At 58.5% G+C, this 24,544-nt stretch carries 24 protein-coding genes; 10 read left to right on the top strand and 14 right to left on the bottom strand.

What is annotated here, in order from left to right; translation table 11 throughout:
- The first annotated feature begins 82 nt into the window (after positions 1 to 82).
- Entirely contained in the window at positions 83 to 1,309 is a 1,227-nt protein-coding gene (locus tag B8P98_RS00280; RefSeq protein WP_095032626.1) for a LysR family transcriptional regulator, read from the top strand.
- On the opposite strand, the gene B8P98_RS00275 is transcribed toward B8P98_RS00280, so the two are convergent.
- The 3 genes from B8P98_RS00275 to B8P98_RS00265 form a co-directional block, all read right to left on the bottom strand.
- The gene (locus tag B8P98_RS00275) at positions 1,306 to 2,568 is read right to left on the bottom strand and encodes a gallate dioxygenase (RefSeq protein WP_095032625.1); all 1,263 of its coding nucleotides are present in this window, start codon (positions 2,566 to 2,568) and stop codon (positions 1,306 to 1,308) included. The genes B8P98_RS00280 and B8P98_RS00275 overlap by 4 nt on opposite strands.
- 13 nt (positions 2,569 to 2,581) lie before the next feature.
- Entirely contained in the window at positions 2,582 to 3,952 is a 1,371-nt protein-coding gene (locus tag B8P98_RS00270) for an MFS transporter (RefSeq protein ID WP_095032624.1), read from the bottom strand.
- Positions 3,953 to 4,163: 211 nt separating this feature from the next.
- Positions 4,164 to 5,105, bottom strand: a complete 942-nt coding sequence (locus tag B8P98_RS00265; protein WP_025713758.1) for a LacI family DNA-binding transcriptional regulator — start codon at positions 5,103 to 5,105, stop codon at positions 4,164 to 4,166.
- A gap of 293 nt (positions 5,106 to 5,398) precedes the next feature.
- On the opposite strand from B8P98_RS00265, the gene B8P98_RS00260 reads away from it, so the two are divergent.
- The 4 genes from B8P98_RS00260 to B8P98_RS00245 all read left to right on the top strand — a co-directional run bounded on the left by B8P98_RS00260 (position 5,399) and on the right by B8P98_RS00245 (position 8,971).
- Positions 5,399 to 5,713 (top strand): PTS sugar transporter subunit IIB, encoded by a 315-nt coding sequence (locus B8P98_RS00260; protein ID WP_025713757.1) that lies wholly within the window; start codon positions 5,399 to 5,401, stop codon positions 5,711 to 5,713.
- 11 nt (positions 5,714 to 5,724) lie between these two features.
- Positions 5,725 to 7,047 carry a PTS cellobiose transporter subunit IIC gene (locus B8P98_RS00255; RefSeq protein WP_008806769.1) on the top strand — a complete coding sequence of 441 codons (1,323 nt, stop codon included), beginning with the start codon at positions 5,725 to 5,727 and terminating at the stop codon, positions 7,045 to 7,047.
- Between the two features lie 97 nt (positions 7,048 to 7,144).
- Positions 7,145 to 7,447 (top strand): PTS lactose/cellobiose transporter subunit IIA, encoded by a 303-nt coding sequence (locus B8P98_RS00250; protein ID WP_002923158.1) that lies wholly within the window; start codon positions 7,145 to 7,147, stop codon positions 7,445 to 7,447.
- A 144-nt stretch (positions 7,448 to 7,591) separates the two neighbouring features.
- Entirely contained in the window at positions 7,592 to 8,971 is a 1,380-nt protein-coding gene (locus tag B8P98_RS00245) for a carbohydrate porin (RefSeq protein WP_095032623.1), read from the top strand.
- A gap of 146 nt (positions 8,972 to 9,117) precedes the next feature.
- Here B8P98_RS00245 and phnV read toward each other — a convergent pair whose 3' ends face one another.
- From phnV to phnR, 5 genes are all read right to left on the bottom strand, one after another.
- Complete coding sequence (phnV, locus tag B8P98_RS00240; protein ID WP_025713854.1) at positions 9,118 to 9,915, bottom strand: 2-aminoethylphosphonate ABC transport system, membrane component PhnV; 798 nt, start codon at positions 9,913 to 9,915, stop codon at positions 9,118 to 9,120.
- Between the two features lie 2 nt (positions 9,916 to 9,917).
- Positions 9,918 to 10,778, bottom strand: a complete 861-nt coding sequence (phnU, locus tag B8P98_RS00235) for a 2-aminoethylphosphonate ABC transporter permease subunit (protein ID WP_095032622.1) — start codon at positions 10,776 to 10,778, stop codon at positions 9,918 to 9,920.
- Positions 10,778 to 11,890, bottom strand: coding sequence for a 2-aminoethylphosphonate ABC transport system ATP-binding subunit PhnT (gene phnT / locus B8P98_RS00230; protein WP_095032621.1), 1,113 nt, complete (start codon positions 11,888 to 11,890; stop codon positions 10,778 to 10,780). Before phnT ends, phnU begins: the two co-directional genes overlap by 1 nt.
- 5 nt (positions 11,891 to 11,895) lie before the next feature.
- A complete protein-coding gene (gene phnS / locus B8P98_RS00225) occupies positions 11,896 to 12,909 on the bottom strand; it encodes a 2-aminoethylphosphonate ABC transporter substrate-binding protein (RefSeq protein ID WP_095032620.1) in 1,014 nt (337 codons plus the stop codon).
- 178 nt (positions 12,910 to 13,087) lie between these two features.
- Positions 13,088 to 13,807: a phosphonate utilization transcriptional regulator PhnR gene (gene phnR / locus B8P98_RS00220; protein ID WP_025713850.1), complete on the bottom strand. Its 720-nt coding sequence runs from the start codon at positions 13,805 to 13,807 to the stop codon at positions 13,088 to 13,090.
- Between the two features lie 141 nt (positions 13,808 to 13,948).
- Here phnR and phnW point away from each other — a divergent pair, with 141 nt between their 5' ends.
- Both phnW and phnX read left to right on the top strand, forming a co-directional pair.
- Positions 13,949 to 15,052: a 2-aminoethylphosphonate--pyruvate transaminase gene (gene phnW, locus B8P98_RS00210; RefSeq protein ID WP_095032619.1), complete on the top strand. Its 1,104-nt coding sequence runs from the start codon at positions 13,949 to 13,951 to the stop codon at positions 15,050 to 15,052.
- Positions 15,053 to 15,061: 9 nt separating this feature from the next.
- Entirely contained in the window at positions 15,062 to 15,871 is an 810-nt protein-coding gene (phnX, locus tag B8P98_RS00205) for a phosphonoacetaldehyde hydrolase (protein ID WP_095032618.1), read from the top strand.
- Positions 15,872 to 15,876: 5 nt separating this feature from the next.
- Here phnX and nepI read toward each other — a convergent pair whose 3' ends face one another.
- Positions 15,877 to 17,061, bottom strand: a complete 1,185-nt coding sequence (gene nepI, locus B8P98_RS00200) for a purine ribonucleoside efflux pump NepI (RefSeq protein WP_015369069.1) — start codon at positions 17,059 to 17,061, stop codon at positions 15,877 to 15,879.
- A 210-nt stretch (positions 17,062 to 17,271) separates the two neighbouring features.
- On the opposite strand from nepI, the gene B8P98_RS00195 reads away from it, so the two are divergent.
- Entirely contained in the window at positions 17,272 to 17,631 is a 360-nt protein-coding gene (locus tag B8P98_RS00195; RefSeq protein WP_095032617.1) for a type II toxin-antitoxin system RelE/ParE family toxin, read from the top strand.
- The gene (locus B8P98_RS00190) at positions 17,615 to 17,938 is read left to right on the top strand and encodes a helix-turn-helix domain-containing protein (RefSeq protein ID WP_095032616.1); all 324 of its coding nucleotides are present in this window, start codon (positions 17,615 to 17,617) and stop codon (positions 17,936 to 17,938) included. Before B8P98_RS00195 ends, B8P98_RS00190 begins: the two co-directional genes overlap by 17 nt.
- Before the next feature lie 98 nt (positions 17,939 to 18,036).
- Here B8P98_RS00190 and B8P98_RS00185 read toward each other — a convergent pair whose 3' ends face one another.
- Entirely contained in the window at positions 18,037 to 18,561 is a 525-nt protein-coding gene (locus B8P98_RS00185; protein ID WP_016162009.1) for an SRPBCC family protein, read from the bottom strand.
- Between the two features lie 102 nt (positions 18,562 to 18,663).
- Positions 18,664 to 19,116, bottom strand: coding sequence for a DUF1198 family protein (locus B8P98_RS00180; RefSeq protein WP_025713845.1), 453 nt, complete (start codon positions 19,114 to 19,116; stop codon positions 18,664 to 18,666).
- A 105-nt stretch (positions 19,117 to 19,221) separates the two neighbouring features.
- On the opposite strand from B8P98_RS00180, the gene B8P98_RS00175 reads away from it, so the two are divergent.
- Positions 19,222 to 20,127: a LysR family transcriptional regulator gene (locus B8P98_RS00175; RefSeq protein WP_022064559.1), complete on the top strand. Its 906-nt coding sequence runs from the start codon at positions 19,222 to 19,224 to the stop codon at positions 20,125 to 20,127.
- A 47-nt stretch (positions 20,128 to 20,174) separates the two neighbouring features.
- Here the strand turns inward: B8P98_RS00175 and uhpT are convergent, their stop codons facing one another.
- From uhpT to uhpB, 3 genes are all read right to left on the bottom strand, one after another.
- Positions 20,175 to 21,566, bottom strand: a complete 1,392-nt coding sequence (gene uhpT / locus B8P98_RS00170; RefSeq protein WP_004202242.1) for a hexose-6-phosphate:phosphate antiporter — start codon at positions 21,564 to 21,566, stop codon at positions 20,175 to 20,177.
- 145 nt (positions 21,567 to 21,711) lie between these two features.
- A complete protein-coding gene (uhpC, locus tag B8P98_RS00165; protein WP_025713842.1) occupies positions 21,712 to 23,040 on the bottom strand; it encodes an MFS transporter in 1,329 nt (442 codons plus the stop codon).
- Between the two features lie 11 nt (positions 23,041 to 23,051).
- Positions 23,052 to 24,533, bottom strand: a complete 1,482-nt coding sequence (gene uhpB, locus B8P98_RS00160) for a signal transduction histidine-protein kinase/phosphatase UhpB (RefSeq protein ID WP_165931846.1) — start codon at positions 24,531 to 24,533, stop codon at positions 23,052 to 23,054.
- Between the last annotated feature and the right edge of the window lie 11 nt (positions 24,534 to 24,544).

Genomic DNA, 24,544 nt, shown 5'->3' with positions numbered 1-24,544 from the left:
AGGGAGGTAATTCGTTAACTTGCGAAGGCTATGATTTTTATTTATGTTGTCGATTCACTCACTGTTTCAGGCCTGACGAACAATGCTGAAGAGAAAGCACGATAAAATTATAAATATCATGCAGCTGCGCTTTTTCTGTCAGGTCGCGCTGCGCGGCAGCGTCTCGCGTGCGGCCGATGACTTATTCCGCACGCAGTCAGCAATAACCCGGGCGATCCGCGACCTTGAAGCCGCGTTGAACGTCACGCTGTTCGAACGCCATTACAGCGGCATGGTGCCCACCGAGTATGGCAAGTGCATCCTGCCGCGCGCCCGGCGGGCGATTGACGACCTGCAGGCCATCCCGGCGCTGTTGCAGAAACACCATACCCGCAGCAGCGGCCCGCTGGCGGACGCCGGCTGGCTGTTCAATACCCGCCGGTTAGCCATTTTTATTCAGCTCTATCACGTCAACCATACCCAAACCGTCGCGCAACAGTTGGGGATCACCCAGCCGGCGGTCAGTGCCGCGCTGAAGGTCCTGGAGAAAGGGGCGGATTCGGCGCTATTTCGCCGGACGCCAGAAGGGGTGCGCCCCACGCCCGCCGCGGAGCTACTCTATCCCCCGGTGAGCAGAGCGCTCAACGAGCTGGAAAATATCTGGAGCGATCTCGCCGCCCGTCGCGGGGTGCTGGAGGGTAGCGTGCGCATTGGCGCCCTGCCGCTGAGCCGGACCCGGCTACTGCCCTCCGCCATCGCCGCCTTTCTGGCCCAGCACCCGGGCATCACCCTCATGACCAATGAAAGCCCGTATGAGTCGCTGGTCGCCGATATGCGGGCAGGTAATATCGATTTTATTATCGGCGCCCTGCGCCAGGATGAAGATCTCCCGGACCTCTGTAGCGAAGCGTTATTCGAAGAGGATATGTTGATTTTACTGCGTAATAACCACCCGCTGCTGCGCCATCCGGATCCGCGCAGCCAGCTGGCGACCGCGCAATGGGTGCTGCCGCGCGCCAACGCGCCGGCGCGCCATTTGCTGGATAAGGCGTTTGTCACCCTGGGGCAGCCGCTGCCCCAGCCGACGGTGGAGACCGGGGATGCGGCAATGGTGCGAGGATTGCTGCAGGACTCCGACATGCTGGCGGCGGTATCCGCCAGCCAGATGCGTTTTGAGACAGACAATGGGCTGCTCAGCGTGTTGCCGGTCCCCCTGCCCGATACCACCCGGCGTATCGGGCTGACGTTTCGCGCCGGCAGCCTGCCCTCCCCGGCGACGCAAGCGCTGTTGCGTTTTATTTATCAGCAGGTTCAGGACGGAACCGCTTAACGTTTACCCGCCACCGAGTAGGTTACCTGCTGGTTGCGCGTTTGCTGAAACGCTTCCAGCGTCTGCCCGCGCATCGCGGCGTAAATATGCAGGTTGGATACGCCGACCACCGCGCCCATTTTCTCCAGCAGGAAGAAACTGGCGCCATACTGAATCAATCCCCGCCAGTCGCGCGCGTTAAGCAGTTGCTGTTCCTCCTCACTCAGTCCGGCTTCGGCATAAAGCGACTGAGGCGACTGCAGAAAACGTTCGCGCCAGGCAGGCTCAATCAGCCGATGCAGGAAACGGTTAAGCCGCAGACCATTCAGACTGCGCTCGTGGGTAAAAGGATAGGTTCCCGGTAGTTTCTCCACCCCGGCCAGCTGCTGCGCCATATGCTGGCGATGGCGCGTCAGGGTATCGACGGGAGGCAGGCGCGCATTGTTCTCAAGGATCAGCGTGGCGATACCGGTCATCGACGGCAGGTAATAGTCGCGCCAGGTTTCGGTGACATTGGCTGATAGCGCGCCGCGCATCACCAGCCACATGATCACTTCGGACCCCTCCATCCCCCCTAGCTCGGCATATTCGCCAAGGGTCATTTCGGTGAGCTTTTCCGGGTCATTAACCAGCATGTCAACAAACTGAGCATCCCAGTCGGGATTATTAAATCCGCAGCGCTCGCCATGAACCTGATGCGAGAGGCCGCCGGTCGCGACAATCGCCACATTGAGATCTTCCGGGAAGCTTTCAATCGCCCGGCGCAGCGCCTGACCGAGTTTGTAACAACGACGCGCGCTCGGTACCGGAAATTGCAGCACGCCGATCTGTAACGGGATCACCGCCGTCGGCCATCCCTGCGCTTCATCCCAGGGCAACAGCGCCGAAAGCGGCGAGAAAAGGCCGTGGTCGAGCTTTTTATCCATAAAGAACGACATATCAAACTCATCGGCCATCAGGCTGGCGCCAATGTGCCTTGAGAGCGCCGCATTGCCCTGGACCGGCGGCAGACAGCGTGGTCCGCCGCCCTCATCGGCAACATCATATTGACTGTCGATTCCCAGCGTAAAAGTCGAATAGTGATCGAAGAAAAAGGCGGTCACATGGTCATTAAAGATGTACACCAGCGCATCCGGCTTTTTCTCCTCCAACCAGCGCTGCAGCGGTTCGAAGCTCTGGAAGATCGGCGACCACGCCGGGTCCTGCTGTTTATGATGATCGACCGCGAAGCCGATAGTCGGGGTATGAGAGACGGCGATACCGCCGAGAATGTTAGCCATCAGATAACTCCACTTATCGGTGTTCCAGGGGGGATGACAAAGCGTCCAGTTCTGCCTCTGTGAGTCGAGGCTTAGCGTGATTCATACGGTGCAACAAAATACAGATGCCCGCCAGGCAGGCCGGCAGCGCAAGCACCAGAAAGATCGCGGAATGTCCCGGCACCGCCAGCATCAGCATCCCACCCAGCGTGGAGCTGAGAATAGCCCCGGTACGGCCGATACCATGCATCCAGCTGACACCGGTAGCGCGGATCTCGGTTTGATAATAGGCTGGCGAATAGGCCTGCAGACCGTTCTGCGCGCCGTTAATGCACATCCCGCTGATGAAAATCAGCACCGACAGCGCCGCCGAGCCGAAATCCATCAACCCCTGGGACAACAGGCACAGGCAGCCGAGGAAATAGGTTGCCGCAATCACGGCTTTCGCCGAAGCACGATCCATCAGCATACCGACAAGGATCCCGCCCAGCGGGCCGCCGAGCTGGAACAAGCCGGTCATCATCGCCGCCTGCTGCAGCGACAGCCCGCCGGAGCGGAGAATGGTTGGCAGCCAGCCGTTCAGCAGATAAATCACGAACAGCCCCATAAAATAGGTCAGCCACAGCGCTACCGTGCCGCGGGCATAACCATGCCGGAACAGCTGCGCCACTTTGCTGCTCCGCGTGATGGGCGGTGTATTGAGCTGGAAAACGGTTTCAGCCGTAAACTGGCCCCCAAGCCGGTTAAGCGCCCTGGCGATCTGCTCGCCCGGTAGTCGGCGCGCCACCATGTTCATCGCCGACTCCGGCAACATCACGATCATAAAGGGGAGCACCACGAGCGGCAGCACGCCGCCAAAAATCAGCGCCGAGTGCCAGCTGTAATGCGATAACAACCCGGCGGCGATAAAGCCGCCGAGGCCGGAACCCACGTTAAAACCGCTGTACATCAGGGTGATCATCACCCCTTTACGCCGCTCCGGCATATATTCCGCCACCAGCGTGACGCAGTTGGGCATCACGGCGCCAAGTCCAAGGCCGGTGAGAAAACGCATCAGCGCCAGCTGTGATGGGCTTTGCGCCACGGCGCCGGCCAGGCTGAACAGCGCAAACAGCGCCACCGACCAGAGTAAAATGCGTTTTCGGCCGTAGCGGTCAGAAAGCGGGCCCGCCACCAGGGCGCCGATGGCGACGCCGAACATGGCCGCCCCGAGTATCGGCCCCATTTCAGCCCGGCTGATGCCCCAGTCCTCAATGAGCGCCGGGGCGACAAAGCCCATCACCGCAGCGTCATAACCATCCAGCATAATGATGATGAAACAGAGTAGCAGCACGTTCCATTGAAAGCGCGAGACCGGGCGGGCATCTATCCACGCTTTCACATCGACAACGTTCGTGTGATTCATAGGGTGACTTCCTCAAGCAGGCGGTACGAATGTTCTGGTTAGTGTTTTTTGAGTGGAACTTTCGTACTCAACTTAAGGCAGGTCACGCAGGCTGTCCGGTTCGAAAACCCGGCGTCAGATATGAGTTTTATTTATAATGTGAGGGATACGACAAAAACCAGCCAGCAAAAAACCCGCAGCCAACGGCGGCGGGTCAGGGCAAGAGCGGAGTTCAGTGCTTCGGAATAATTAAATCGCCGCGCAGCGGGCTGCCGCCCGGGTTGTCCGTTTTCTCGGTCAGCCAGTTGACGATCCGCGACGCCATCGCGTCCATGGAATATTCAATGGCCGGAATGGTGGGGATACCGGGCAGCTGTAACGATCCGGCGAGGCTAAACACCATGACATTTTGCGGAACAGCGCGGTTAAAGGCCTGCAGCTGCGGCACCACGCGCTGCGCCTGCAGCTCATCGCTCACCAGCAGCGCGTTAAAGTTCAGCGTCGTGGCGTTATTGACCAGCTCCTGCACCGCCACCGACGGTGAGGTGTTATCCAGAAACACCAGGTTGCGGTTAAACGGCAAAAAGTTTTTTTCCAGCGCGTGCTTATAGCCCAGCAGCACCTGATCGGCGAAGCCGCTGCTCTGCGGATGAATCAGCGCAATCTGCCGTCTTCCCTGGCTTATCAGATAGTGGCACGCGGTTTCGGCGGCAAAGGCATGATCGTACTGAATGCTGTTGTCACCCTCGCTGTCGAGGCAGTCCACCAGCACCACGTCCGGGCGGTTAATATTCAGGGGGAAACGCGCGCCGATGATCAGCACGTTATCGCACAATCCGCAGGTCAACTCCTCCAGCGAGTTCATCACGCCGTTGCTGGTGTTGGCGAAGCGCAGCAGCAGGTGTTTCTGGTGCTGGCTGAGCTGTTTTTCCAGGGCGTAGAGATAGCTGGTGGTTTGATTGATGTTGTCCTGGGCGCAGATGACGCCGATGCAGCCGGTGGACTGACTGAGCAACGACTGGGCTATCATGTTTGGCCGGTAATTGAGCGCTTCCGCCGCCTGCAGTACCGCCTGACGACTGGCTTCCTTCACGCCACGTGAGCCGCTCAACACTCGCGACACCGTGGCTTTGGAAACCCCGGCAAGTCGTGAAACATCATTGATTGTCGACATCATTTTCCCCTGCGCGGGCGCCGCGTCCCGCCAAAATCCTGTAAACCTGAATCGCTTCAATTGTGACCAGCGCAGTATATCCATTTCGTCATTTGTTTGGAAACCGATTTTCCATTTCAGCGCAAAACATCGCCAAATCGACAGAATAATGTGAGCGAAATCCAATAAATCCGCCCCATAAGCAGGAGATCTTGACCACTATCACAGTTCTGCTTTTTATGAATGGAAACCGGTTTCCGTCTGATATCAAATCACCGACGCAATAACTTTTTACATTTTGAGGATGGTCGTCGATGTACAAGATTATGCTGTGCTGCTCTGCCGGGATGTCCACCAGTCTGCTGGTCAGAAAGATGGTGGAGGCGGCGAAGGAACGTGACCTGCCGGTGCAGATTGATGCCTATGGTGTTTCCGAATTTGACATGCAGTTTCCGCAGTATCAGGTGGTGTTGCTTGGCCCCCAGGTGAAATACATGTTGAAAACCCTGTCTGAGAAAGCGGCTTCCCTGAACATTCCCGTTCAGCCCATCGATACGATGGACTACGGTATGCAGCGGGGAGACAACGTCCTGAATTATGCTCTGTCGCTGATCCCAGCGGCGCACTGAGAGGTGTTGAAATGAGTTCTCTGTATCAGTCCATGATTGCCGTGATCGAGCAATCTATTACTCCGCTGGCAGGACGCCTTGGGCAGCAGAAATACGTTATCGCGATCCGCGATGGCTTTACTGCCGCCTTGCCGTTTATGATCATCGGCTCTTTCATGCTGGTATTTATCTTTCCGCCGTTTTCCCCCGATACCACCAACGGCTTTGCCCGCGGCTGGCTTGATTTCTCCCAGCATTACCGCGAACAGCTGATGCTGCCGTTTAACCTCAGCATGGGCGTGATGACCTTCTTTATCTCGGTCGGCATTGGCGCCAGCCTTGGTCGTCAGTTTCAGCTCGATCCGGTGATGTCCGGTCTGCTGGCGTTTATGGCCTTCCTGCTGGTCGCCGCGCCCTATGCCGATGGTAAAATTTCCACTCAGTATTTGTCCGGCCAGGGCATTTTCACCGCCCTGATCACCGCCATTTACTCCACCCGCGTCTACGCGTGGCTGAAGCAAAACAACATTACTATTCGTCTGCCGAAAGAGGTGCCGACCGGCGTCGCCCGTTCGTTTGAAATCCTGATCCCGGTGCTGGTGGTTATCGCCACTCTGCATCCGCTGAATCTGTTTATCGAAGCGCAGACCGGGATGATCCTGCCGCAGGCGATCATGCATCTGCTGGAGCCGCTGGTTTCCGCCTCCGACTCGCTGCCGGCGATTTTGCTCTCCGTTCTGATGTGCCAGATTTTCTGGTTCGCCGGGATCCACGGCTCGCTGATTGTCACCGGCATTATGAACCCGTTCTGGATGGCCAACCTGTCGGCAAACCAGGCGGCGCTGGCGGCGGGTACGGTACTGCCGCACGTCTATCTGCAGGGCTTCTGGGATCACTATCTGCTTATTGGCGGCGTCGGTTCGACCCTGCCGCTGGCTTTCCTGCTGCTGCGTAGTCGGGCTACCCATCTGCGGACCATCGGCAAGATGGGCATCGTGCCGAGCTTCTTTAATATCAACGAGCCGATCCTGTTCGGCGCGCCGATCATCATGAACCCGATGATGTTTATCCCCTTCGTCTGCGTACCGATGGTCAACGCGGTGCTGGCTTACGGCGCAACCCGTCTTGGCTGGCTGAGCCAGGTAGTGTCGCTGACGCCGTGGACCACGCCGGCCCCGATTGGCGCCTCGTGGGCGGCTAACTGGACCCTGAGTCCGGTGGTGATGTGCGTTATCTGCATGGTGATGTCGGCGGTCATTTACCTGCCGTTCCTGCGCGCTTATGAACGTTCCTTAATGAAAACCGAAGTTGAGAAAGCCAAAAATAGCGTTCCGGTGGCAGAAACCGTTAGCTAATCCCTCTCCTTCCGGAGAGATAATAAGATGACAGCGTAATAATGCAGAAAATGGACTTTCCCTGCATTATTAAATAATAAATACCTCAGGAATATACATGATTGAATTAGAAGATGCGGTAATGGAAATTATCGTTAATGCGGGACAGTCACGCTCATTATGTTTTGAAGCGCTGCATGCGGCCCGAACCGGAAATATCGACGAAGCGCGCTTACTCTTAAATGAGGCCGACGGCTACGCCCGCCGGGCGCATCAGATGCAAACCCAGCTCATCGGGCAGGATGCCGGTGAAGCGCGTCAGCCCATGACGCTGATTATGGTACATGCCCAGGATCATCTGATGAATTCGCTGCTGGCCCGTGAATTCTCAGAGGAATTAATCCATCTGTACCAGCGTTAATTAATATGGAATAACGTCAGCGAGAATATTATTCTCCGGCGTCGCTGTACCCTAAAAAACAAATCAGCTTATTTTGGTTATTTATTTTAGCCAGAATGGGATGGTTATTATCTGAAATATATTAATTATTAAAACGAGATAACCATGAATACTGTGAAAAAACTGCCTTTAGCCATGGCGGTTGTCGCCGCGCTGTGCCCAATTTCTGTCATGGCCCAAGAATTTACGCAGGAACAGATCAACGCCATCGTCGCCAAAGCCGTTGATAAAGCGCTGGCCGACCGCCAGGCGAAAATTGACGCCGCGGCCGACAAAAAGGTCGACGTGATCACCAACCCGCAGACCACCGCCGCCTCGCCGGATATGGCCATTCCGTTCGGCCTCAAGTTCAGCGGCTACGCCCGCTATGGCGCCCACTTCCAGACCGGCGACCAGAAATATGTCGGCGTCGACGGCTCCTATAACGGCGCCTCAGCGATCGGCCGTCTGGGCAACGAAAGCAACGGCGGTGAATTCCAGATCAGCAAGGCCTTCAAAAGCGCGCAGGGGGCTATCTGGGATCTCAACGTGATGTTCGACCACTGGAGCGATGAAGTTAACCTGAAGAAGGCCTACGTCGGCGTCACCAACGTCCTCGAATCCAACCCCAACGCCTATATCTGGGCCGGGCGCGACTTCCACCAGCGTCCGCAACAGGGGATCAACGACTACTTCTGGATGAACCACGACGGCCAGGGCGCCGGGGTGAAGAACTTTGATATCGGCGGCGTGCAGTTCGACGTGGCGGCGGTGTCGCAGGTGAAATCCTGTAGCCCGGAAGTGATGGCCGACGAGACTAACCCGTCGCGCATCACCTGTACCGGCAGCTCCGACACTGGCGACAACGGCCACTACGCGCTGACCACCAAAACCCACAACATCAAAGCCGGGCCGATCGACGTCGAGGTGTACGCCAACTACGGCTTTGATTCGAAGGCGGTGGACAGCGACGCCCGCCTCGAAGCCTGGCAGGGCGGGCTGGTGCTGAGCCACACCAACGACAGCGGGGTGAACAAGGTGATCCTGCGCTACTCCGACAACTCGGATAACAGCGTCTACAACAAAACCGACGACCTGACCACGGTCTACGCCAGCTTCGAGGGCAACCATAAGTTCACCCAGCAGGCGCAGATCGAATACCTGCTGGCCTTCCATGACTACGACAACGGCAAGGACAACACCGACAACCGTAAAAACTACGGCGCCATCGTCCGGCCGATGTACTTCTGGAACGACGTGCACTCCACCTGGCTGGAAGCGGGCTACCAGCGCGTGGATTACGACCAGGGCGGGGATAACCACGGCTGGAAGCTGACGCTGTCGCAGAACATCGCCATCGGCATGGGGCCGGAGTTCCGTCCGATGCTGCGCTTCTACGTGACCGGTGGTCAGGTGGATAACGAGCATACCGCGAAGGTCAACAACACCAAAGACCAGCAGCTGGATTCGCTGAACGTCGGCGGGATGTTTGAGGCGTGGTTCTGATGCGATAGCGTTGTTGAAGGAGCGTTCCCGGCTGGCGCTACGCTTAGCCGGGCTACGACTGAGGAGGCCTGCGGGATCCCCCCAGGACCGGCAAGCGTAGCGCCGCCGGGCGGTCAGCCCCGTGCCCGGGTGGCGTTATCAATTCTTTATCTCTGGCTTAATCGGCGGGCGATACGCTCAAGCTTCATCATCAACAGCAGCGTGACGCCCACCAGCACAATGGTCAGCGCCGAGCCATCGGCGATATTGCCGCGATCGGTGAGGCTGAAAATGGTCACCGGCAGCGTCGTCCAGCCCGGCGGATAGATCATCACCGTCGCCCCCAACTCTCCCATCGACAGCGACAGGCTCAGCGCCAGCGCTGAAATCATCCACGGCGTCATCAGCGGCAGCGTCACATGGCGCAGGCGATACCACGGTGAAGCGCCCAGGCTTGAGGCGACGTTTTCAATATCGGCGGAAATCCGCGCCAGCCCGGTGGTTACGTTGCTGAAGGTAAAGGCGGAGATCAGCACGAAGTGCGCCGCCAGAACGATAAAGAAGGTGCCGTTCATCTGCAGCGGCCCCTGGCTGAACGCCACCAGAATGCCCAGCCCGACGGAAACCGAGGGGATGGCGCTGGGCAGATAAAACGCCAGGCCAAGATATTTCTGTAGCCTCGCGCCATACTGGCGCAGCGCCAGCGCCGCCCACATCCCACACAGCAGCGCCAACAGGCTGGCGCAGAAGCCCACCATCAGGCTCGAAAACAGCGAATCCCACGCCGCGCCGCGAAAGGCGTTAACAAAGTGGGCAAAGGTAAAGCCGGTGGGCAGCAGGCCATTCCATTGTTTACTCAAGCTGGAGAGTAAAATCACCGCCAGCGGCAGCAGGAAAACGCCGGCAAATAGCGTGACCGCCAGCGCGCCCGCCGCCGCGCGGCCTTTACGCGACCAAATCAACATCGTTAACTCCTTACGCCAGTGCGCGCCGCCGCCAGCCGATAGAGCATAAACAGCCCCAGCGACAGCAGAATATTAATCAGCGCAATCATGCAGGCCACGCTGTAATCCGACTCCAGAATCGCCTTGCTGTAGACCATCATCGGCAGGGTATTAACCCCTTTGGCGCCAATAAACAGCACGATACCGAACTCGTTAGTGGTCAACAGCAGGCAAAGGCTGCCGCCCGCCATCAGCGCCGGTAGCGCCGCCGGGAAGATAACCTGGGTAATCACCCGTAGCGGATGGGCGCCGAGAATACTCGCCGCTTCCAGCTGGCTCTTATCTATCTGCCGCAGTCCGGCCATCAGCGGGCGCATCACCAGCGGCGTAAAGACGGTGATCTCCGCCAGAATCACGCCGTTTATCGAATAGAGAAAATCCACCGGCGGCAGTTCAAAAGCAAACAGCGCCATCAGGGTGCCGTTGAGCAGCCCCGCCGAGCCGTAAATAAAGGTGAACGCGAGAGTAATCAGGAAGGTCGGCAGCGCGATAAACGTATCAATGATCCGGCTCACCAGTTGGCTGCCGGGAAACGGAATAAACACCAGAATCAGCGCCAGCACGCTGCCGAGTACCAGGCAGCCAAGGGTAGCGAACACCGCAATCTGTAAGGTATTGAGCAGCGCGCCAATAAAGCGTTTTGAGTCAATCACCTGCCAAAAAGTCTCGAGGCTCAGGTTGCCGCTGGCGTCGCGTAACGCCTGTTCGGCGATCAGCAGTAGCGGATAGAAAAATAGCGTCGCCAGCACCAGCAGCGGCAACGCCAGCCACAGGTAAGGGCGTAGGTTTCGCGCCGGACGCGCAAGCGTGAGGGTCTGCGTCATCATGGCACCTCGATCAGAACCGCATCGCCAGGTTCGAAGTAGAGCGCCAGCTTGTCCCCCGCGCGCGGGAGTGGGTTGACGTGGGTCATGACGATCCGCACCGCTTCGCCCGCGACGTCGCACAGCAGATGCGTCAGATCGCCCTGCCAGTGTACCGAGGTCAGGGTGGCGTTGAGACGATTACTGGTTGCCGATCGCGGCGTCAGGCTCATGTGCTGCGGGCGAATGCATAACAGCTTGTTGTTGCCATGCAGGCCGCCCCGGCTGAAGGCGTTAATCAGTCCGCCGCCGCAGCTCACGCTAACCAGCCCCGGCTCGGTGCTGTCCTTCAGCGCCGTCGCCTGCAGGATATTGGCGCGGCCGAGGAATTCGGCGCTAAAGCGGTTCGGCGGATAGTGGTACAGCTCGTGCGTTTCACCGTGGGCAATCAGCGAACCGTCTTTCATGATGCCGATTTTATCCGCCAGGGTCAGCGCTTCGGTCTGATCGTGGGTGACGTAGAGAATGGTCAGTTCCGGCAGTTCGCGATGCAGACGGGCAATCTCTTCCACCATGTTATGACGAATTTGCGCATCCAGCGCCGACAGCGGTTCATCGAGCAACAGTACCCGAGGACGCACGGCAATCGCGCGGGCTATCGCGACGCGCTGCTGCTGGCCGCCGGAAAGCTGATGCGGGTAGCGGGTGGCGTAATCCGCCATACCGACGATTTTTAAGGCTTCAGTCACCCGCTCGGCGATAAGCGCCCTGGGCTGCTTTTGCGCCCGCAGGCCGAAAGCGACGTTATCTTCCACCTTCATATGCGGAAACAGCGCGTAGTTCTGCACCACCATCGCCAGCCCGCGTTGATACGGCGGCAGCTGGGTGACATCAGTATCGCCGATCACAATCCGACCGCCAGCCGGTTGCACAAATCCGGCGATCGCCCGCAGCACCGTGGTTTTCCCGGAACCGGAAGGGCCTATCAGCGCCAGCACCTCACCGGGTTCAATGGTCAATGACAGCGGTTTTAAGACCACGTTGCCGTGGTATGAAACGCGCAGCGAGTCCAGGGTGATCCCGGAAGTCCCCGCCAGCGACGGGGAAGAAGTGACGGTGGTTTTCATCAACATCAGGCTTACTCGCTATCGGTCACTTGGTGCCAGCGGGCAATGTCAGCCGACAGCGATACCGCGACATCATCCCAGTTCGGCTCCCAGCGCTTCACGCCGTCGAGCGCCGCTTTCGCCGCCTTAAAGTTAGCGTCCTCCGGCGCCACGTCGCTGCGTACCGGCAGGCCCCAGGAGCGCGCGCTGACGCTGGATTGCGCCGGTTTATCCAGCAGGAAATTGATCAGCTTCTTGCCGTTTTCGCTGTTCGGCCCGTTCTGCACCAGCCCGATGGTGTAGGGCAGCGCCAGCGCGCTGCGCTCGCCTTTGTCATCCGCCGGCCAGAAAATTTTAACGTTCGGGTTACGCGCCATCTGCGACAGGTTCATCTGCAGATCGCCATTGGCGACGTACAGCTCGCCTTTGTTGACCAGCGCCGTCAGCTTGCCGGTCGAGGCCGATGGGCCAACGTTATTGGCCTGCAGCTTACCCAGATACGCAAAACCGGCGTCTTTACCGCCGAGGCTGTGGAACGCCTGCAGCATCACCGCGGTACCGTCACCCGCCTGGCCCGGCGTGGAGTACTGCAACTTGTTCTTAAAGCGGCTATCCAGCAGATCCTGCCAGCTGGCCGGCGCGCTTTTCAGCAACTGGCTGTTATAGATGAAGGTCAGATAGTTATTCACCAGCGGCGCGTAGCGGTCGTTAGCGCCGGGGATCTGCGCGCTACCCTGCGGGGTAAAGGTTGCCAGCAATTGCTCTTTCGCGGCGCGCTGGATAAACGGCGGCACCGTAACCAACACGTCAGCCTGCGGATTGGTACGCTCCTTCGCCAGACGTTCAACGATCGCGCCGGAGCCGCCTTCCACATACTGCACTTTGATGCCCGTCGCTTTGGTGAAGGCGTCGAACTGGCTCTGATACCAGCTGTTATCGCCGTCATGCAGGCCGTCGGCGGAATAAACCGTGACGACGCCGTCCGCCCAAACCGGAGAGCTGGTCAGCGCGAACAGGGACAGCAGAGCAAGTCGGGAGAGTTTCATCGTATAAGCCTCATCGGATAGTCAGTTATTCTGGTGTAGACCAGATTTGCCTTCACGCTACCGGGGGTTTATGACAAAACGATGAAAGAAGTGTGTCGGAAGAGTTAAAACGAGGGGAAGTGCGTAGCCCCGGCACGCGCTAGCGCCCCGGGGAGATCAAAAAATTTAACCAATAAAATCAATGGGTATCGACTTCGATCCGCAGGCTGTCATGCCGCCAGTATTCAATATCGTAATCGAGAATACGCCCGTGCTGATCGTAATTCAGCCGGCGCAACAGCAGCGCCGGGCGCCCTTCCATCACCCCCAACGCCTCTGCGGCCTGCGGCGGCATTGAGGTGGGATAAAACGATAGATGCATACTGGTATAGATCAGGTCGTACTGAGTTTGATAAATCTCGGTCAGACTGCCGTTGAGATCGTGGCGCAGCAGCTCAGGCACCCGCGCGGGCAGACAGTGGTTTTCGCAGTAGCACACCGGCCGGCCGTCGGCATAGCGCAGACGCGTCAGCAGGTAAACCTGATCGAAGGGCTGCAGCGCCAGCGGCGCCATCACGTCCAACGGCACGGCGGTTAAGCACCCTTCAAGCAGCACCGTTTTCGGTTCGCGCCCCTGCTCGAGACACAGCTTGTGGAAGTTGGTGTTCTGCGTCGGATCCAGCCATAGACGCTCCGGCGTCACGAACCAGCCGCGGCGGTCGGCGCGGTAAATCACGCCGCTGGCCTCCAGCTGCGCCAGGCTCTCACGCACCGTAATCCGGGTCGTGTTGAACAGCGCGCACAGCTCGCGCTCGGAAGGCAGCTTGTCGCCGCTTTTGAGGGCGCCGTTTTGAATACGCGCCTGCAGCTGCGCCTTAATCATCAGGTATTGCGGCATCTCGCCAGAGGGTGATTTCATGTTTACTCACTGCCACTTTTCGTGCGCTCATTATACATAGCCAGATGAATTTTTTGTTGCAGCGCCACATTTCCTTTGACCCTGCCCCGGCTTTGTCTCCATGATAAATGCAAATCTGGTATAGACCAAATGGTGAGACAAATGACTTCACGGAACTACCTGCTGCTGACCCCCGGCCCGTTAACCACCTCCCGTACGGTGAAAGAGGCGATGTTGTTCGATAGCTGCACCTGGGATGATGATTACAATCTCGGCGTGGTACAGACCATTCGCCAGCAGCTGGTGCAGTTGGCTACCCCGGCCGACGGTTATACGGCGGTGCTACTGCAGGGTAGCGGCAGCTACGCGGTCGAAGCGGTGCTCGGCAGCGTCATCGGCGAACAAGGCAAAGTGTTGATCGTCAGCAATGGCGCCTATGGCGCGCGTATGATTGAGATGGCGCAACTGATGGGTATCGCCTGCCACCCTTACGACTGCGGCGAAGTCTCCCGTCCTGACGCGGCGGCGATCGAACAGATCCTGCAGAACGACCCGGCGATCACCCATATCGCGATGGTACACAGCGAAACCACCACCGGCATGCTGAATCCGATCGAAGAAGTGGCCGAACTGGCGAAACGGTACGATAAACGCTATATCGTCGATGCGATGAGCAGCTTTGGCGGCATTCCGTTGGATATCGCCGCGCTGAATATTGATTACCTGATAAGCTCCGCCAACAAATGCATTCAGGGCGTACCGGGCTTTGCCTTCGTGATTGCCCGCGAAGCGGAGCTGGCCGCCTGCAAAGGCCGTTCGCGCTCGCTGTCTCTGGATCTGTACGCCCAGTGGCGCTGCATGGAAGATAACCACGGCAAGTGGCGCTTCACCTCGCCGACCCATACCGTGCTGGCCTTTGCCCAGGCGCTGAAAGAGCTGGCGCAGGAGGGCGGCGTCAGCGCCCGCCATCGGCGCTACCGCAACAATCAGCGCCGGCTGGTCGCCGGAATGCGCGCGCTCGGCTTCCGGCCGCTGCTCGACGATAGCCTGCACTCGCCGATTATTACCGCCTTTTATTCACCGGATGCGCCGCAGTACCGCTTTCACACCTTCTACCAGAAGCTGAAAGATCAGGGCTTCGTTATCTATCCGGGCAAAGTATCGCAAAGCGATTGCTTCCGCATCGGCAACATTGGCGAAGTCTACGACGCCGATATCACCGCCCTGCTGGCGGCTATCGACAACGCCATGTACTGGAAACAATAAGGAACCGCCATGAACCGTATTAGCGCACTGATCCTTGACTGGGCAGGCACCACCGTAGACTTCGGCTCTTTCGCCCCGACGCAAATTTTCGTCGAGGCCTTCCGCCAGGCCTTCGATATTGAGATCACCCTTGAAGAGGCCCGCGTGCCAATGGGGCTTGGCAAGTGGCAGCACATTGAGGCGCTGGGCAAACTCCCTGCTGTCGATAGCCGCTGGCAGGCCAAATTTGGCCGCGCGATGACGGCCGCTGATATCGATGCGATTTATGCCGCGTTTATGCCGCTGCAAATTGCTAAGGTTGTCGATTTTTCCGCACCGATTGCCGGCGTGGTCGACACCCTCGCCGCGCTGCGCGCCGAGGGTCTGAAGATTGGCTCCTGCTCGGGTTATCCGCGCCCGGTGATGGAAAAGCTGGTACCGGCCGCCGCCGCCCAGGGCTACGCCCCGGACCACTGGGTCGCCACCGATGATCTTGCCGTCGGCGGTCGTCCGGGCCCGTGGATGGCGCTGCAGAACGTGATTACCCTGGGCATAGACGATGTGGCCCACTGCGTGAAGGTCGACGACGCCGCACCGGGCATCAGCGAAGGGTTACATGCCGGGATGTGGAGCGTCGGCCTGGCGGTGTCCGGTAACGAATTCGGCGCTACCTGGGAGGAGTACCAGGCGATGTCGAAAGCGGAAATCGCCACCCGTCGCGAGCGGGCGGCAGGCAAACTGTATGCCACCGGGGCTCACTATGTGGTTGATACCCTGGCGGATCTGCCGGAAGTGATTGCCGACATCAACGCCCGGCTGGCAAAAGGCGAACGGCCGTAAGCGGGTTAATTCACCTTCACTTTGGTCGTCACCAGCAGGCCGGTAAACAGCATTAATATTCCTGACAACACCAGCGGCGACAGCAGCCCTAAGTGGTCGAGCGCAACGCCGCCGACCGCGGCGCCGCAGGTGTTGGCAAGCTGGATCACCGCCACCTGAATCGACCCGGCTTTTTCCGCCTGATCGGAGAGCGAACGGGTGATCCACGTTGACCACCCCACCGGGATCAGCGCAAACGCGAAGCCCCAGATAATCGCCACCGTCGAGGCGACGATTTTGCTTTCTCCCCACAGTACCAGCGCCGCCGCGCAGGCTGTCAGCACCAGCGGCGAAATCGCCAGCGCCGCTTTGACCGAGCGCTTCAGCACCACCGAGGAGAGCGAGGTGCCGATAAAGCTGGCGATACCAAAGCTCAGCAGCACCAGCGTCAGGCCGTCGACGTCAAAACCGGCGAGGGTCATGTAAACCGGGCGAATATAGGTAAAGAAGGCGAACTGTCCGGCAAAGGCCATGAAAATGGCGCACATCCCGGCCATCACCCCCGGACGCTTCAGCAGACCAAACATATTTTGCTGCTGAGCCGCCGATTCACCCGGCAGCGACGGCAGCGCTTTCAGCACCCAGAGCGTACACAGCACGCCCATCACCGCCGCGCCGTTAAAGACGTTGCGCCAGCCGATAAGCCCGCCAAGGAAACTGCCCAACGGGGCGGCGATCACCAGCGCGATTGATACCGCGCCGAAGATAATCGATAGCGCTTTCGGTACCACGCGCATCGGCACCAGACGCATGGTCAGCGATGCCGACATCGCCCAGAAACCGCCGAGCGCCAGGCCCAGACAGGCGCGTCCCAGCAGCAGCAGGGTGAAGCTATCGGCAAACGAAACCAGCAGGCAGGACAGGGTCAGCAGCAGCGAAAACAGGATCACCACGTAGCGGCGATCGGTTTTGCCGATAACCGTGGTGATAAACAGACTGGAAAACATCGCGACGAATGCCGTCGTCGTTACCGACTGCCCGGCCATCCCTTCGGAGATGCCTAAATCCAGCGCCATCGGCGTTAACAGGCTGACCGGCAAAAACTCGACGGTAATCAGGCAGGCGACGCAGAAAGCAACCGCGAAGACCGCCGACCAGTTTGGCCGCGCGAGATCGCGTGCATGGGGTTTGGTTTCATTTGAATGACTCATGAGTGACCTGCGAAGAAAGTGGCGGAAAGCTGCGCAGTGTAACATTTTGTATGTGACGTACTTAACGTTTTCGCAACTCTTCTCGCTTTTCATAAGAGGATGCGTAGCTGCTCGCATGTTTAAAAAACGATGCTTGCTATCGCTTTAACAAATCTCGGGAGCATTTAATATAGCACTATGTGCTATACTTTTAACGACAGGATGTCAGCAATGCGTATCTTTAAAACCAAATGGTTCGCCAGAGAGGCTAGCTCTCATGGCATTTCCGACAACGAGCTCTATCAAGCTATTCAATCTGCGCTTCAGGGCAAAGTGGTTGATTTAGGAGGAGGGGTTTATAAAAAGCGACTCAACAAGAATCGCGATCGCGCAATCATCCTTACCAAAAGCGCAGGGCATTGGTTTTATGTCTTTCTGTACGCCAAACAGGATATGGCCAATATCAGCCATCGCGAATTAATGGGGTTTCGTGAGCTTGCAAAACACTATGCCAATCTCTCTGAAGAGAAAACGGCAGCCTTAGTTAAAAGTAAAGAACTGGTGGAGATTTGCCATGACTGCAAAAACTAAATATAAAAGCCCGGCTTTCGAAGCAATCCACAGCGCTGCATCGGGGCTATTCAGCGTTGGCGCAATCCCACAGGAAACAATGCGCCATTTTGATGAATCATGTCTCGGTAGCGTAACCGCACTTCAACCCATTGAAATTAAAGCGCTACGTGAACAACTCAATGTTAGCCAACCCGTGTTCGCTCGTTATCTGAATACCAGTGTGTCTACCGTGCAAAAATGGGAGACTGGCGCTAAACGACCGAGCGGAATGTCATTAAAATTGCTTAGCGTCGTACAAAAACACGGCCTGAAAATCCTACTGTAGTCATTCTGCCGGATGGCGCTTACGCTTATCCGGCCTACAAGTGACGAGTGCGTAAACCGTAGGCCGGATAAGGCGCAGCCGCCATCCGGCACTCGGATTTACTCACCGCGAGCCGATTTCACCAGCCCGCAGATCCACTCCTGGTGACCGTTAATCATCGGATTGGGCAAGGTACGCGCCAACTCCTGCGCCGGAACGCCTTTTTGCGACTCCTGGGTGAGGATACGTACGCGCCCGCCGGGCAAATCTTCAAATAGCCACGCGTGGATCACATCAAGACGCGTCGTTGCATCCCCTTCCGCCCAGCCGTGCCAGGCTACGCGCGCCGCCTGCCCGGCAGCGGGAGGTACATACTCTGTAATCTGCGCCTCAATCGGGAAGCCGAAGGTGCTGAAGCGGAAACGGGCGTTGGCGCTGAGGGTCGGGCCGCTGCCGTCATGGAAATGGATATCGGCAACGTTGCTGTAATAGCCCGGCCACAGCGTGGTGTCATCGAGCTGCGCCCATATCTGAGCTGCCGTCAGGCCGCTAACGATAATTTCATTAGAGGCAAAATTGTCGGTCGTACCTGGCAGATACTCTTCCGGCCAGACGATGGCGCTTTGCAGCAGGGGCTGTTTCATGATTAACCTCGTGAACGATTGTTTTAACGAGGTTAATCATGCGTCGGTGAGTGATATAAATCGAATCATCATCCTTGATAATACACATAAGAAATTATGATATCAGTGCAGCCAGTGCACGCCGTCTTCCGGCAGAAACAGCGCGTTATAACGCTGCTGTAGGTTATGCAAATCGCTTGCATCCGGATCCAGGTCGCGCAGAAACCCTTGCGCAAGACGAATTTGCGCGTCGGTAATCGGCGCCGCTAAACGCGCTTTTTGCATCAGGCGATACCAGTAATGCAGGTTTTTTTCGCTGGCATCGACGATAGCGGTCTGCCAGATCAGCAGTACCTGTGCGGCGTTCTGCAGATGCGCTTCATTCGGCCGCTCCAGGTAGCGCAAATACTCATTACCGGCGGTTTTTCCCAGCTGATCGATCATCGATTCCAGCGGAACAGGCGTAATGCCAAGGCGTTCGCTCAGGCGACGAATCGCGCGGCGTGAATCAGAGGTAAGCACCCGAAATCCCACAACAAATACCACTACCAGGGTGGCCAGTCCTATCCAGATCATGCATCCTCTCATCCAATCGCAGCCTCACTATCATAATGGGAATTTGCCTGCTGTCGACTACCGGGCATACCATAATGTGACTTATCGCGTTTGCGGATAGCTATCATGAAATCTGATATCAGAAACCTCGATCTCAACCTGCTGAAAGCCCTGGATGCGCTGCTCGATGAGCGCAGCGTCACCCGGGCGGCAGCGCGGCTGGCGCTCACCCAGCCGGCGGTCAGCGGCATGCTCACCCGCCTGCGCGACGCCTTTAATGACCCGCTGTTTATCCGCGCCCCACACGGTATGGTGCCGACACTGCGCGCTCAGGCGCTGGCGGCTCCGGTAAAGCAGCTGCTGATCGATGCTGAAACCCTGCTGCAACCCGCCATCTTCGAGCCGCTGGAAGCCAATTTTACCTGGACCATCGCCGCGACGGATTATGCGTTGAAAGCAGTGATCGTGCCATTTATCGCCGCGCTGAAGCCACTGGCGCCGGGTATCCGCGTGCGCATCATTCCCGAATCACCGGCCACGCTGCTGGCACAGTCCGAACGTGGTGAAGTGGATATTGCGCTATTGACGCCCCACGATACGCCGCCGGCGCTGCACAGCCGGGCGCTGTATCAGGAAGACTATGTCTGTCTGATGCGCGAAGACCATCCGCAGGCCAGCCAGCCGCTGACGCTCGACCGCTTCTGTGCGCTGGAACATGTGCTGGTTTCATGGCAGGGCGATAGCTTTCGCGGCGTGACCGACGACGCGCTGGCGGCGCTTGGTCGAACCCGGCGGGTGGGATTGTCGGTGAGCAGTTTCCTGGTGTTGCCGGAAATACTGGCGGTGAGCGACATGATCGCCGTGGTACCGCGCCGACTGGCGAAAAGAGCCAGCGGCATGAAAATAGCCCCACCGCCGCTGACGATCCCGGGTTTCACCAAAAGCATGGCCTGGCACGAGCGTAACCATCATGACCCGGCGCAGCAGTGGCTGCGGGAGCTACTCCTGCAATCCAGCCAGCAAGAACAATAAAAAAGCCCGGCGCAATGGCCGGGCAAGGTTACCAAATACCTGGTGAATCAGGCAGTCTGCAAAATACGGTTCTTTTTCTCGCGGCGAATTTTACGCTCTTCGAAGATAGCCACGATGGCCATCAGGCAGATACAGCCGATGGCGGCGGCGTCCAGCGCCGCAAAGGTGCCGGCCCAGCCGGTCAGGCCGAAGACCGGCGTGCCGTCGGCGATCATCCCGAGACCCAGCTTGGCGAAGCTATCGCCAATCAGATAGGCGAAAGTGCCCTTGATCCCATCGGCGGCGCCGATCGCTTTTTTCGGCACAAAGCCGACGGCGGCGACGCCAATCAACAACTGCGGACCAAACACCAGGAAGCCCAGCGCAAATAACGAGGCCAGATAGACGTACTGGTTGCTGGCGTGTTGGTAAACCCCGAGGGTGGCGATAATCAGCGCCAGCGCGATGCAGGCCACCAGCGCGCGGCGGCCGTTGGCCAGATCCGACAACCAGCCCCACAGCAGCGTGCCGACCAGCGCGCCGACCTCAAACAGGGTAAAGCCCTGAATCGCCACCTCTTTAGACAGCTTCAGCTCCTGGAAAGCATACACGGTGGACCACTGATCGATACCGATACGCACCACATAGAGGAAGATGTTGGAGAAGCACAGCAGCCAGATCACTTTGTTTTTCAGCACGTACTCAACAAAGATCTGCCACTTGGTCATCGCATTTTCTTCGGTCTCTTTGTCCTCTTCGCTGATCGCTTCGCCAAACAGCTCTTCCGCCGTGCCGAGGCCATAGGATTCCGGCGAGTCGCTACCGTAGCGCAGGCCAATAAAGCCGACGATCAGCGCAATAATCGACGGGAAGATAAACATGCCGATCACATGGCCGTCGAACAGATAGTTGGCGCCAAACAACGCCACGCCCGCCGCGCCCGCGCCGCCGAGGTTGTGGGAGATATTCCAGAAGCCGAGGAAGGTGCCGCGTTTGCGTCTGGGCGTCCACTTGGTGATGGTGGAATAGCTGCACGAGCCGCCGGTGCTCTGGAAGAAACCGCTCAGCGCATAGAAGGCGATCATCAGGAACAGGCTGGTTGAACCCGCCCCCATACTGGCGCTAAAGCCCAGCATACAGATGGCGGAGAGGATCAGCATAAACGGCAGGAACTGCTTGGTGTTTTTACCGTCGGCATAATAAGAGACCAGCGTCTTGCCCACGCCGTAGGTGATGGAAAAGCCCAGGCCAATCATCCCCAGCTGCGTCATGCTCAACCCGTAGGTGGAGATCATGTCGTTCTGCGCGATGTTAAAGTTCTTGCGGATCAGATACATGGTCAGGTAGCCGATGAAGACCACCAGGTAGGACTGCATGAAAGGTTTGAACCACATTTTGCGCCGCACGTCGAGCGGCAGATCCAGGGTCGGCTTGCGCACCTGATTCAGAAAGGCCAGCATGGGTATCTCCTGAGCTGATTTTTTATGCCTGCGTCATAACCAGGCATTGTAAAAACCAGCGCGCCGTCTGGCCTGAGACGGCGTCCAGGTGAAACCGGGAAAATTTCTTAGTTTTGCCCCGTTCGCGGCGAAAGGGTGAGCTACATCACGCTTCGCTGGCGGTACGCGGCGCCTGCGCGTTTAAAAACGGCAGCAGCAGCAGCGCGGAAATGCCGGCGGCAATCGCAATCACCACGAAGAATCCGGTCCAGTGCCAGATATCCATCACCTGCGCCAGCGGCCAGCCGGAAAGCGAGGCGCCAAGATAAGCGAACAGGCCGACAAACCCGGTCGCCGCCCCGGCGGCTTCTTTATGCGAACATTCCGCCGCCGCCATGCCGATCAGCATCTGCGGGCCGAAAACGAAGAACCCGGTGGTGAAGAAGCAGGCCGCCTGCATGACATAGCTGGCGAAAGGCATCAGCCACAGCCCGCCAACCGACAGCAAAATTCCGGCGGCGAAAATCAGGTTCATCGGCCCGCGATTGCCGTTAAACAGTTTATCCGAGCCCCATCCCGCCACCAGCGCGCCGATAAAACCGCCCAGCTCAAACATGGTCACCGCCGAGTTAGCGGTCACCAGATCGACGCCGAGCGTCTCCGACATATACAGATTACCCCAGTCGTTAATCGCCGCCCGCACCACGTACACCAGCACATAGCACAGCGACAGCAGCCAGATGTAGGGATTGGCCAGCACGTAGCGGGTCAGGATCTCTTTACGCGTCAGCCCGGCGCCTTCCTGCTGCTGGGCGATTTCCAGCGCATCGTGACGCCAGTCGCCTACGGCGGGTAACCCCACCGCCTGCGGGCGATCGCGCAGCCGCCAGCACAGATACAGTCCGGCGAGGATCGCCAGACAGCCGGCAATCATCATCCCCGCGCGCCAGCCGTAGTGCAGCGCCGCCGCCCCCACGACCATCGGGATCAGCGCGCCGCCGACGTTATGCGCGGTATTCCACAGCGCCCACCAGCCGCCGCGTTCGGTCCGCGAATACCAGGCCGTCAGCAGCCGGGCGCACACCGGCGAGCCCCAGCCCTGGAAGAAGGCATTCAGCGCCCACAGCAGCGCGAAAGCCCACAGCGAGGTGGAAAAACCAAACAGGATATTCACCACCCCGGTAGCGATAAGCCCCAGCCCCATAAAATAGCGGGCGTCGGAGCGGTCGCTGACGATACCGGAGAAAAATTTCGACAGTCCGTAAGTGATGTAAAACAGCGTGGCCAGCAGGCCGATATCGCTGCGGGTCAGCACATTGCTGGCCAGAATTTCCGGAACCGCGGCATTAAAGCTTTTGCGGGTGAAATAAAACAGCGCATAACCCAGCCAGATAGTGAGCAGAATATGTCGACGCCAGTAACGATAACGCTCGTCCAGCTCGCGTTTATCGCTAATCGGCGCGGCGTCCGGCGGCGCTTTTAAAAAGGCAAACATCGGCGCTCCTCTCAGACGTAACGCAGCGGTAGATTGACGCACACCCGGGTACCGTGGGTGCAGGAGATAGTTAACGTACCGCCCAGCGCGGTCACACGCTCGCGCATGCCGGTCAGGCCGAACCCCTGCAGATTCGAGCCCGGCGGCAGGCCGCAGCCGTCATCCTCCAGCACCAGCATCAATCGCCCATCCTGCTGCCAGCCCTGGAGGGTGACGGCGCTGGCGCTGGCGTGCTTGACGATATTATTCAGCCCCTCCTGGCAAACGCGAAACAGCGTCACGCGCTGGTTTTCGCTCAGCCCCGCCTCGTTAATCCGCCATTCAAGGTGGCTGACGATGCCGCGGTCTTCCAGTTCCATTTCGCGCATCAACGAACGTATCGCCTGTTCAAGCGGCAGATCGTCAAGCTGGCGCGGACGCAGACGACCCAGCAGTCTTCGCACGGAGTCGTAAACCCCCAGCGACAGTTGTTCTATCAGCTGGCCGCTCTGCCGTACGCTACCGTTGTGTGGCGCCAGACGCTGCACGATCCCCGCCTGGGTGCGAATTGCCGTGATAGTCTGGCCAATATCATCGTGCAGCTCGCGCGCCACGTCGCGCCGCACGCTCTCTTCCGTTTCCAGCAGGCGTTCCGCCAGCCGCCGATTACGCGCCAGCTCGTTCTGTAGCGACAGGTTAAGCTCGCGCAATCGCTGGATCCCTGCTCCCAGCAGCAGTCCGGTCAGGCTCTGGGCCAGCAGTGAAAGCAATAAATCAACCGGGTGATCGTGCCAGGTCTGGCTGGCAATCAGCGCGATGGCGTTCATCAGGGTGGCGATCAGCGCCCCCTGCCAGCCATAGTGCCAGGCGAGAGCGATAATCGGCAGCGCCAGACAAAAAGGGGTAAAGCGGGAGAGTTCGGCGGGCAACCCGAGCTGTAGCCACAGGCTGACGGTAAAGAGCAGCAGGTACCAGATCAGATGCCGGCCGCGCCAGTTAACCGGCTGCGACACCAGCGACGGTCCCAGCGGCCGCCAGACGGTGCTGGTAAGATAGTGCCAGATAACCAGGCAGGTCGGCGCCAGGGTCAGGCCGCCGGTCAGGGTCAACAACAGCGCGGTCAATCCTTCGCTCCCTTGCGCCAACCACGGCAGCGATTGCAGCAGCGAGGCGGCGATCAGCGCCCCGCCCTGGCGCAACAATGTCAGCCAGTCGCGCTGATGGCGATAGCGTGAAATCAACGCTACCGGCAGCAGGGTCAGCAGACTTCCGGTCATCAATATTATCGGGTGCGCCAGCGCCACTTCCTGCGCCAGCCAAAAGATAAGCAGCCACTCGGCGCCCAGCAGCACCGGCCAGTAGCCACGCTGGCACTGCAGCATCAGCCCTAAACGCAGGCCAAAGGGAAACAGCAGCACCGCCAGGTCCGCGCGTTCCACCAGATGCAGACTGATGCTCCACAGGCAGAACCAGGCGGCTGAGAAGATAAAGGCGCAGCCGATCACCGACAGCAAGCGCGAAACGA

The sequence above is a fragment of the Klebsiella quasivariicola genome (assembly GCF_002269255.1).
Classification (GTDB): domain Bacteria; phylum Pseudomonadota; class Gammaproteobacteria; order Enterobacterales; family Enterobacteriaceae; genus Klebsiella; species Klebsiella quasivariicola.
This window is presented reverse-complemented; position numbering and strand designations above follow the sequence as displayed.